This is a genomic window from uncultured Aliivibrio sp. (genome assembly GCF_946479765.1).
GTDB lineage: Bacteria > Pseudomonadota > Gammaproteobacteria > Enterobacterales > Vibrionaceae > Aliivibrio.
Map to the genome: position 1 here is coordinate 76,494 of NZ_CAMLHO010000009.1, position 9,874 is coordinate 86,367.

Below are 9,874 nucleotides of genomic sequence, written 5' to 3' on the forward strand. Positions count from 1 at the left end.
TTTAGTAAGGCTCTCATCAAATAGACAGTAATTGGATATGATAAGTTGAGAGCAAGATCAATTCTTTCAAAAATGGGTTATAAAATGTTCTGTTCAGTTTATAAAAGTACCAAAAAACAGGGTGCTTATCTTTATATTGAGAAAAAAGATGACTTTACACCAGTTCCTAAGGAACTAATGACAATGTTTGGTACGCCAACCATGGTTATGGTGGTAAATTTAGCAGGCAGAACATTAGCTTCAGTAGATGTGGAAAAAGTAAAAGCGTCAATTAAAGGGGAGGGTTTCTTTTTACAGTTGCCACCACCGCCAGTAAATTTACTTGAAAAATATAAACAAGATAAAGCAGCCCGAAAAAAAGAGAGTCAATAATAATGAAGAAAAAATTACTGCTAGGGATAGTCAGTCTACTCATGGCAACATCAGTTACAGCAAATACTCCGCAAGGAGAATTTCAGGATTATATTGTAGAATTAAAAAATGAAGCGAGAGAAATTGGTATTTCAGAGCCTATTCTTGAGCGTGCATTTAAAGATATTGCATTCAAAGAAAAAGCGGTCAAGTCAGATCGAAACCAACCAGAAAAAAAATTAACGCTAGATGAGTACATTCCACGAGCTGTGCCGAAATGGAAAATTAAACAAGCGAACGATTTATATCAAAAACACCATAAAGAATTGGATCGTATTGGAAAAGAATATGGTGTTCAGCCTCGTTTTATTGTTGCGTTATGGGGCGTTGAAAGTAACTTCGGTAAGTTGACCGGTGGTTATAATGTGATTGAAGCATTGACGACGTTAGCTTATGACGGTCGTCGTGAAGAATTCTTCAAAAAACAAACTATGGCAGCATTAACCATTTTACAGCAAGGCCATATTACCCCTGAAAACATGAAAGGCTCATGGGCAGGAGCAATGGGGCAGTGTCAGTTTATGCCAACCTCATTCTTAGCTTATGCCGTTGATGGTAACGATGATGGGCGTAAAGATATCTGGACTACCGAGGCCGATGTATTTGCATCTGCGGCTAACTACTTAAAACAAGTTGGTTGGGATGATACTTACACTTGGGGACGTCAAGTTCAATTACCTGAATCATTGGATGCAGAAAGCCTAAAAGGACTATCTGAAGAAAAAGGTAAGACATTAGCACAATGGCAAGAACTTGGTGTTCGTCGCCTGACTGGTAAAGCGTTACCTGATGCAGATATCGAAGCATGGTTAGTGCAACCCGATGATAAAGATGGTCGTGCGTATCTTGTTTACAATAATTACCAAGTATTAATGGACTGGAACCGCTCGCATTACTTTGCATTAGCGGTGAGTCACTTAGCCGATTCGATTAAGTAACAGAGCAGGGTTCAGATCGCTTCGCTCAAAGGATTCAGGGGGAGTTTGCTGTGAGTTTATCGCTTACAACGAGCCCCCTGAAACCTGAAAGGGAGCTGGCGACCGACCTAGTCCCTGCTCTTACTTTCTCTTAAATATCCAGCGGCTTTCCTTTCAACAACCTTCTCACCCATAATCTTCCTGGGTGCAATCCTTCAAGTACAGAATTTGGTAGCGGAATTGGATCGCCCATGATCTGTGATGCTAAGGTCTCTGCCAATAATGGCGCAGAGCTTAATCCCCGAGAGCCTAGCGTCAACATACAGAATAAGCCTTCATAAACAGGAATATCTTTAGCTTCGCGCAACCAGTGACGTTTTTTGTAGATATTTTTGTACTCTTCTTGCATATCTTCAAAGCGAACCACATTACCAAGAAATGGAAGATGATCGCGGCTTGCACAGCGAATACCCACACGGGCTTGATTAGTTGATGTATCAGCTTCTTTTACCCAAGCTTCATTAGGGATGCATTTTTGTAAACGCTCGCCATTCTCAATTTGATCTGATTCTTTAAACCCTAAATCTAAATCACGACGATCATAACTAGCACCAATACAGTGAGTTTGATGCTTAGTATTTTCAGGGGTTAAATACCCGTCATAACACAGCACGGTTTTCAGTTGTTTCAATGATTCAGTGGTCGGAATATGACTTACTTGCCCACGAACCGGTGTCGCAGGGATATCTTTGGTCTGCTCAAAATCAGTAAATTTATGCCCATTTGCAACCACAACCGCTTGATGTTGATGAATTTTCTCGCCAAGAATAACGGTCCATTGTTTATTGTCAGTTTGAGTTAACTGAGTAACTTCCGCGTTATTATGTAGAGTAAACAGTGGATTTTCTGATAAATGAGCAAAAAGACCACGAGTCAATTGTTTTGGACATAGCCAACCACCGAGAGGGTAATGCACGCTTTCCATATTGATTGGTAAGCCAACATGTTGATTGGTTTCTTCTTTATTAAACGCTGTAACTAACTCATTAGGGAAATTGGCGGTCAGCATTTTATTGAGCTTGTTTTCCGATTTATTATCCCATTTTAGTTGGGTTACACCACACCAATCATGATCAAATTCGACCTGTTGTGCGGCTTGATCGATAAATTGACGAGCGAAGATAAAGCCGGGAGCAAAGAATCGTGACAGTGAGTTAAACTTTTCATTTAGTAATGGGTATACCGCGCCTTGTTGATTGCCAGAAGCGCCTTGTGCCGCTTTTTCATCTTTGCAATATACGGTCACGCTAACACCACGACGAAGTAATGTTATTGCTAGTGATGCACTTGCGACACCGCCACCAATGATAGCAACATCAGTGATATTATTAGGGGTTGAACGGGCATACCAAACCGCATGGTTAGCCTTGGTTTTACGTTCCGTTAATGTACCTGCAATCATTTCTCTTTTATGAGCGAAGCCTTTGACTTTTTTCATATCAAAGCCTGCTTCAATAAGACCTCGTCGTACAAAACCTGCTGCGGTAAAGGTGGCGCAAGTACAGTCTTCTTTCGCAAGGTTGGCCATATTGTTGAACAGATCTTGGTTCCACATTTCAGGATTTTTACTTGGTGCAAACCCATCTAAGAACCAGGCATCGATAACACCGTGATCCCCCATCCAGACCTGAGGCATACACTCTTTAATATCACCAAACCAAAGATCAAGTGTGATCATGCCATCTTCTAAGACTAATCGATGACAATCAGGAACGGCAGCAGGGTAATGCGCCTGCAGCTGCTCAGCTAATTCAGCCAATTCAGGCCACGCTTGATGCGCCTTAATTAAATCGGCTTTAGTGATTGGGAATTTTTCAAAGCTAACAAAGTGAAGCTCTTTAAGTGCGGCGTCTGGGTTTTGTTCTCTAAAGGTTTTAAACCATTGCCAGACTGCAAGGAAATTTAATCCAGTACCAAAGCCAGTTTCACCAATGACAAAACGGCGTTGGTCATATTCTTGCCATCTTTGAGGCAGATGATTTTGCTGTAAGAAGACGTATCGTGTTTCTTCTAACCCATTATCGTTAGAAAAATAGACATCATCAAAATCATTTGAGATAGGGGTTCCAGACTCATTCCAATCAAGGATTGCATTAGTGATGCTGTTTTGTGGTAAAATGTGATTTCGTGACATAAATTAGTACCATTAAAGATAATCTACGTCGGATTTTAACGACTTATAGGAAAGCTGACCACTTTGTTGTGCTATCTTCGCTATTATCTACCAAGATTTATGACTTATTAGGAAAGAATCATGAAAAGAGCCGTAATTACAGGCATGGGCATTGTATCAAGTATCGGTAACAATGCAGAAGAAGTATTAGAGTCTCTGAAAGCTGGTAAATCAGGCATTAACTTCTCTGAGCAGTTCGCTGAAAAGGGTCTGCGCAGTAATGTTTGGGGCGATTTGAAAATGAACCCTGCTGACCACATCGATCGCAAAAAAATGCGTTTCATGGGTGATGCGGCTGCATTTGCTTACATCTCAATGGAGCAAGCAGTAGCAGATTCTGGCTTAACAGAAGATCAAGTTTCAAATGACCGTACAGGTATTGTTGCAGGTTCTGGTGGTGCATCATCACTAAACCAAGTAAATGCAGTGGATATCTTGCGTGAGAAAGGCGTTAAGCGTGTTGGTCCATACATGGTTCCACGTACAATGGCGTCAACGGTTTCTGCATGTCTTGCAACACCGTTTAAAATCCGTGGTGTTAACTACTCAATGAGTTCTGCATGTGCAACTTCTGCACACTGTATTGGTCACGCGGTAGAGCTTATCCAACTTGGTAAACAAGACGTAATGTTTGCTGGTGGTGGTGAAGAGCTAGATTGGTCTCTAACGATGATGTTTGATGCGATGGGCGCACTATCATCGAAATACAATGACACACCAGAAAAAGCCTCTCGTACTTATGATGCAGACCGTGACGGTTTTGTTATCTCTGGTGGCGGCGGTATGCTTGTTATCGAAGAGCTTGAACACGCACTTGCTCGTGGCGCTAAAATCTACGGTGAAATCGTAGGTTACGGTGCAACATCAGATGGTTACGACATGGTAGCACCATCAGGCGAAGGCGCAGTTCGTTGTATGAAAATGGCAATGCAAAACGTAGACAGCGTAGATTACGTGAACACTCACGGTACATCTACACCTGTTGGTGATGCAAAAGAGTTAGGCGCTATCCAAGAAGTATTTGGTGCGAACAGCCCTGCAATCTCTGCAACTAAAGCAATGACTGGTCACGCACTAGGTGCGGCTGGTGTTCATGAAGCTATCTACTCAACTTTAATGCTAGAACACGGATTTATCGCGCCAAGCATTAATATTGAAACATTAGATCCAGCAGCTGAAGGTCTTGATATCGTTACTGAAAAACGTGATCAAAAACTAACAACTGTTATGTCTAACAGTTTTGGCTTTGGTGGCACAAACGCAACGCTAGTAATTAAGAAATACGAAGCGTAATTGTGTAGTCACGAAAGAACATAATAAAAACCCAGTTAATTCAATTGACTGGGTTTTTTTATGCCTATTTCTAATGAAGATACTGATGTTGCTTGATAGAGCGCAGTGATACACTGAAGTTATAGAACTAAAGGACAGATATTGAAAATATGAAAATATTAATTGATGAAAATATGCCTTATGCAGCGGAGCTGTTTAGCGAGTTGGGTGAGGTTGTCGCTAAATCAGGCAGAACATTAACGGCCGAAGATTTAATTGATGTGGATGCGTTAATGATCCGTTCGGTAACCAAAGTTAACGCAGAGCTGATTTCACAAGCCAATAAATTAAAGTTTGTAGGCACAGCAACTGCTGGTATGGATCATGTTGACCAAGCATTATTAAGCGATAAGGGTATTTACTTCACTGCCGCGCCTGGTTGTAACAAAGTCGGTGTTGCAGAGTACGTGTTAAGTTGCGTTATGGTATTAGCTCAACAGCATGGATTCTCAATTTTTGATAAGACATTTGGTATTATTGGGGCAGGGCAAGTGGGTTCTTATCTTGCAAAATGTCTTGATGCATTAAATATTTCATATTTGTTGAATGATCCAATTAAAGAGCAAGAAGGGGATTCTCGCTCATTTGTGTCTTTAGATGAATTATTAGAGAAATCAGATGTTATTACACTTCATACACCAATAACTCGCGATGGTGAATATCCAACTCATCATTTGATCGATGACAGTAAATTATCAGCATTTCGTCATGATCAGTTGTTAATTAATGCAGCTCGAGGCCCTATTGTTGACAATGAAGCGTTAAAACAACGCTTATTGAAACAAGATGGATTTAATGCAGTTTTAGACGTATTTGAGTTTGAACCTCAAGTTGACATGGATTTGTTGCCATTACTTTCTTTTGCTACACCACATGTCGCAGGGTATGGATTAGAAGGTAAAGCACGTGGGACAACGATGATTTTTAATTCTTACTGTAAATTTTTAAATCGCGAGGAACGGGCTAATCCACAGCTCTTACTACCTACAGCTCCAATCCCTAATGTGACACTAAATCAGCAATGGGATCATTCAACACTGCACAATTTGATTCAGTTAGTCTATGATGTGCGAAAAGATGATGCCATATTCAGAAAAGAAATCTCAACGGTGGGCGCGTTTGATAAAATGCGTAAAGACTACTGGGATAGAAGAGAATACAGCGCCATAACGATCACAGGTGATAAACACTGTGGTCTTACTCAGTTTAAACAACTTGGATTTACAATCGAGGAAGTCTAATGACTCAAGAATTTGATGTTGCCATTCTAGGCGCAACTGGTGCCGTTGGCGAAGCAATGATAAATGTATTACAAGAACGAAAGTTTCCTGTACGTAATTTATACCTTTTAGCTTCTGAGCGCAGTGAAGGCAAAGCAGTTCGTTTTAATGGAAAAACATTAACCGTTGAAAACGTAGAAGAGTTCGATTGGAGCCAAGTGCAAATTGGTCTATTTTCTGCTGGTAGCGAATTATCAGCAAAATGGGCACCAATTGCAGCAGAAACAGGTGTTGTTGTTATCGATAACACCTCACATTTTCGCTACGATCACGATATTCCATTAGTTATTCCTGAAGTAAATCCAGAAGCACTGGCGGATTTTCGTAACCGTAATATTATCGCAAACCCTAACTGTTCAACGATTCAAATGTTAGTTGCGCTAAAACCAATCCATGACGCGGTGGGTATTGATCGTATTAACGTATCAACGTATCAATCAGTATCTGGGTCAGGTAAAGCGGGTGTTGATGAGCTTGCTGGTCAAACGGCTAAGCTATTAAACGGTATACCAGCAGAGAACAAAGCATACGATAAGCAGATTGCATTTAACTGCTTACCGCACATTGATGAATTCATGGACAATGGCTACACCAAAGAAGAAATGAAAATGGTGTGGGAAACTCAAAAAATCTTTGCTGATGATACGATTACAGTCAATGCAACGTGTGTACGTGTTCCTGTTTTTTACGGTCACGCCGAAGCCGTTCATGTTGAAACTCGCGCACCAATTGATGCAGAAGAAGCCACTCGTCTACTTGAAGAAACAGATGGAATTGAAGTGTTCCATGGTAATGATTACCCAACACAAGTAAGTGATGCAACAGGTAAAGACCATGTAATGGTTGCACGTATCCGTCAAGATATCAGTCATCCAATGGGTTTAAATATGTGGGTTGTTGCCGATAACGTACGTAAAGGTGCAGCAACGAACGCGGTTCAAATTGCAGAAGTGCTTATTCGAGATTATTACTAATTTCATATAATGAAGACATCTTTAATAAACTAAAGTGTCTATATTGTAAGAAAATAAAAGCCTTGGTGAAAACTAAGGCTTTTTTCTTCTATGAATTTGACAGTTTTTGCTAAATAACTACAGTTTTTCTATTATTATCCGATATAGTGATATAGATATTTTTTTTCATTTATTTAAGAGGCATCTCTAGTGTCTGACGCATCCAAAAAATTGTTTAAAACGCTAACTCCTTTGGCGTTGTTCGTTGCATCACAGTGTTCAGTGGCGAATGCTGCGAGTACAATTCAAATTGTAGGTCCAGAAGGTAAGGATCAAACCGTCAGTTCACAGGTAGTGACGCAATCACAACCGATGAGAGCGATGACTACGGCTGCCCCTATTGCTGTGCAAGAAAGAAAAACATCAACGGTACCGACAAAAGTCTATGGACCAACGCGAGACGATGAAACCTTATGGTCGATTGCAAGCCGTGTAAACCCATCAAATACCACCTCGATACAACAAACGTTACTTGCTATATACCGCTTAAATCCACAAGCTTTTGAAAATAATAATATTCATGGATTAGAGCCAAATAGCCGTTTACGACTACCAACGTTAGAGCAAGTGCGCCGTGAAAATACGGATGATGCAAAGCAACTGCTTGCTGCTCATAAAAACAAGCAAATCGCACCGGCACGATCTGCATCTAAACCAAGCGCATCGGTTAAAGCCATTGTTCAAGTGAAAAAAGAGATAGCACCGGCGCAAAGTAAAGTAAAACCAATCACAGAAGTAAAAGAAATTGCCAAAGTGGCAGCCCCTGCGGCAGTTTCTGTGATTGAATTAAAATCTGAATTAGAAACGACAGATCAAGAATTCTCTGCACTGCAAGAGAACAACCATCAGCTACGCGTTCGATTAGCTGAAGTTCAAAATGAAGTCGATAATTTAAAAGATTCACTAGGTGATGAAGACCGAATTCGAAATGAAGTCGAAAAATTCATTAATGAACAAAAACAACTTGTGGCTGCTGAGAAAAAAGCAGAACCAAGTGCAATGGATAACCTTGCATCAAGTCCTGGTTTAATCGCCCTGCTAGCTCTAATTCCTGGAGCCTTAATTGCAGGTTTAATTGCTTTCTTTTTCTCTCGTCGTAAGAAAGAAGAAGAGGACGAGAGCGGAGAAAATTCTCAAACAGAGAAGCCTTCAGCATTAATGATGCCTGATGATAATTTCAATATGGATGATGATATCCCTGAAATTAGCTTAGATGACGATGATGACCTTTTAGGCGATCTAAATGATGACGAATTCTTATTTGGTGATGATGATTCCGATTCAAATGATGATTTATTTGCTGAATTTGAAACCGAAAATAATGATTCAGATAATGATGACCCATTTGCCTCATTAGATGGTGAAGAAGATGATGATTTAGAGTTGACGTTGTCTGATGACGATCTTGATTTAGACCTTGATGATTTAGATGATGAAATTGATATGTCTTCAAGTGCACTCACCGTTGATGCGGAAGAGAAGGCACTAGGTCTTGAAGAAATGGAGAAAGCGCTGAATGATTTCGACAGTGATTTGTTCTCCGCGAGCGATTTGGAAGAAGAAGACGATGATTTTGATTTATCATTAATTGACGATTCTGATTTATCGAAACTGGACAAGACAACCCCTGAAGTGGAAGAGAATGAAGATCTTGAGGGTGGCGAACTCGAGCAGTCAATGTTGGATGATCTATTCTCATCAATGGATACGGAAGAAGATCCTGAAGAACCTGAATTAGATAAAGGGTGGGATCTGGATGAAAAAGAAGAAACCAAGCTTGTTTCTGAGCCAAGCAGTGATCCAGTTGAAGATGAATTAGACTTTGATTCATTATTAGAAGGTATGGAAGACGAGACTGAACTTGTAGATGAGTCAGATGATGAAGAAGAAAGCATAGATTTAGATCTTGATGAAGATAGTACTGCTTTATTAGATGAAATATTAGACGAGTCAGAAAGCATAGATTTAGATTCTGATGAAGAGAATATCGACCTAAATCTTGAAGATGACAGTACAGCATTACTTGACGAATTACTTGGTGATGATGAAGAGTCAAGTGATGACGATGATATTGAATTAGATGAAGATAGCACTGTACTTCTAGATGAGTTTTTAGCTGATGAAGACGAAGAAGAAACGATTGAACTAGGCGAAGACAGCACTGAACTTCTTGATGAGTTAATTGGTGATGACTTTGAAGAGGATGATGACACTCTGGGAAAGAATGGAGATGATACTGAAGCAGACGGTGTAGCAGTATCTGAATCGCTTACAGAAGACACCGCTCGAGATGAAGACTGGTTAATTGATGCAGAGGAAGGTGAGGATGATGATATTCCTTTATTTGAATCTGATACAAAACAAGAAGATGCTTCGCTTGAGCTTGAAGAGTCAGTAGAGCTAGAAACTCCAGTAACAGAAGCGACAGAGCAAGCTCAAGAATCAGAGCTAGCAACAGAAACTGATGATGAATTAGATGACTTGTTTGCTGAAACTGAAGAGCTAGACGTTGATACTGATGAGCTTCTAACAGAAGACGATGAAGTATCGTACGAGCTTGATGACCTTTTAGAGCCAGAAGCAGAGTTAGAAAGCGAACAAGCTGATGTTCAACCTGAGCTTGAAGAGTCAGCAGAGCTAGAAACTCCAGTAACAGAAGCGACAGAGCAAGCTCAAGAATCAGAGCTA

The 9,874-nt window shown here is 40.4% G+C and carries 7 protein-coding genes; 6 read left to right on the forward strand and 1 reads right to left on the reverse strand.

Annotation, left to right across the window (positions count from 1 at the left end; all coding sequences use genetic code 11):
- Nucleotides 1-84: 84 nt before the first annotated feature.
- Both Q1K78_RS05725 and Q1K78_RS05730 read left to right on the forward strand, forming a co-directional pair.
- Nucleotides 85-372 (forward strand): YcgL domain-containing protein, encoded by a 288-nt coding sequence (locus Q1K78_RS05725; RefSeq protein WP_300175351.1) that lies wholly within the window; start codon nt 85-87, stop codon nt 370-372.
- Between the two features lie 2 nt (nt 373-374).
- Nucleotides 375-1,349 (forward strand): lytic transglycosylase domain-containing protein, encoded by a 975-nt coding sequence (locus Q1K78_RS05730; protein ID WP_300175337.1) that lies wholly within the window; start codon nt 375-377, stop codon nt 1,347-1,349.
- A 130-nt stretch (nt 1,350-1,479) separates the two neighbouring features.
- Here Q1K78_RS05730 and mnmC read toward each other — a convergent pair whose 3' ends face one another.
- Nucleotides 1,480-3,522, reverse strand: a complete 2,043-nt coding sequence (mnmC, locus tag Q1K78_RS05735) for a bifunctional tRNA (5-methylaminomethyl-2-thiouridine)(34)-methyltransferase MnmD/FAD-dependent 5-carboxymethylaminomethyl-2-thiouridine(34) oxidoreductase MnmC (RefSeq protein ID WP_300175339.1) — start codon at nt 3,520-3,522, stop codon at nt 1,480-1,482.
- A 120-nt stretch (nt 3,523-3,642) separates the two neighbouring features.
- Here mnmC and fabB point away from each other — a divergent pair, with 120 nt between their 5' ends.
- The 4 genes from fabB to Q1K78_RS05755 form a co-directional block, all read left to right on the forward strand.
- Nucleotides 3,643-4,854 (forward strand): beta-ketoacyl-ACP synthase I, encoded by a 1,212-nt coding sequence (gene fabB / locus Q1K78_RS05740; RefSeq protein WP_300175341.1) that lies wholly within the window; start codon nt 3,643-3,645, stop codon nt 4,852-4,854.
- Between the two features lie 149 nt (nt 4,855-5,003).
- Complete coding sequence (locus Q1K78_RS05745; RefSeq protein WP_300175343.1) at nt 5,004-6,134, forward strand: 4-phosphoerythronate dehydrogenase; 1,131 nt, start codon at nt 5,004-5,006, stop codon at nt 6,132-6,134.
- Complete coding sequence (locus Q1K78_RS05750) at nt 6,134-7,147, forward strand: aspartate-semialdehyde dehydrogenase (RefSeq protein ID WP_300175345.1); 1,014 nt, start codon at nt 6,134-6,136, stop codon at nt 7,145-7,147. The genes Q1K78_RS05745 and Q1K78_RS05750 overlap by 1 nt, the downstream gene beginning before the upstream one ends.
- 189 nt (nt 7,148-7,336) lie before the next feature.
- The coding region (locus Q1K78_RS05755; protein ID WP_300175347.1) for a FimV/HubP family polar landmark protein at nt 7,337-9,874 on the forward strand (2,538 nt) is incomplete at its 3' end.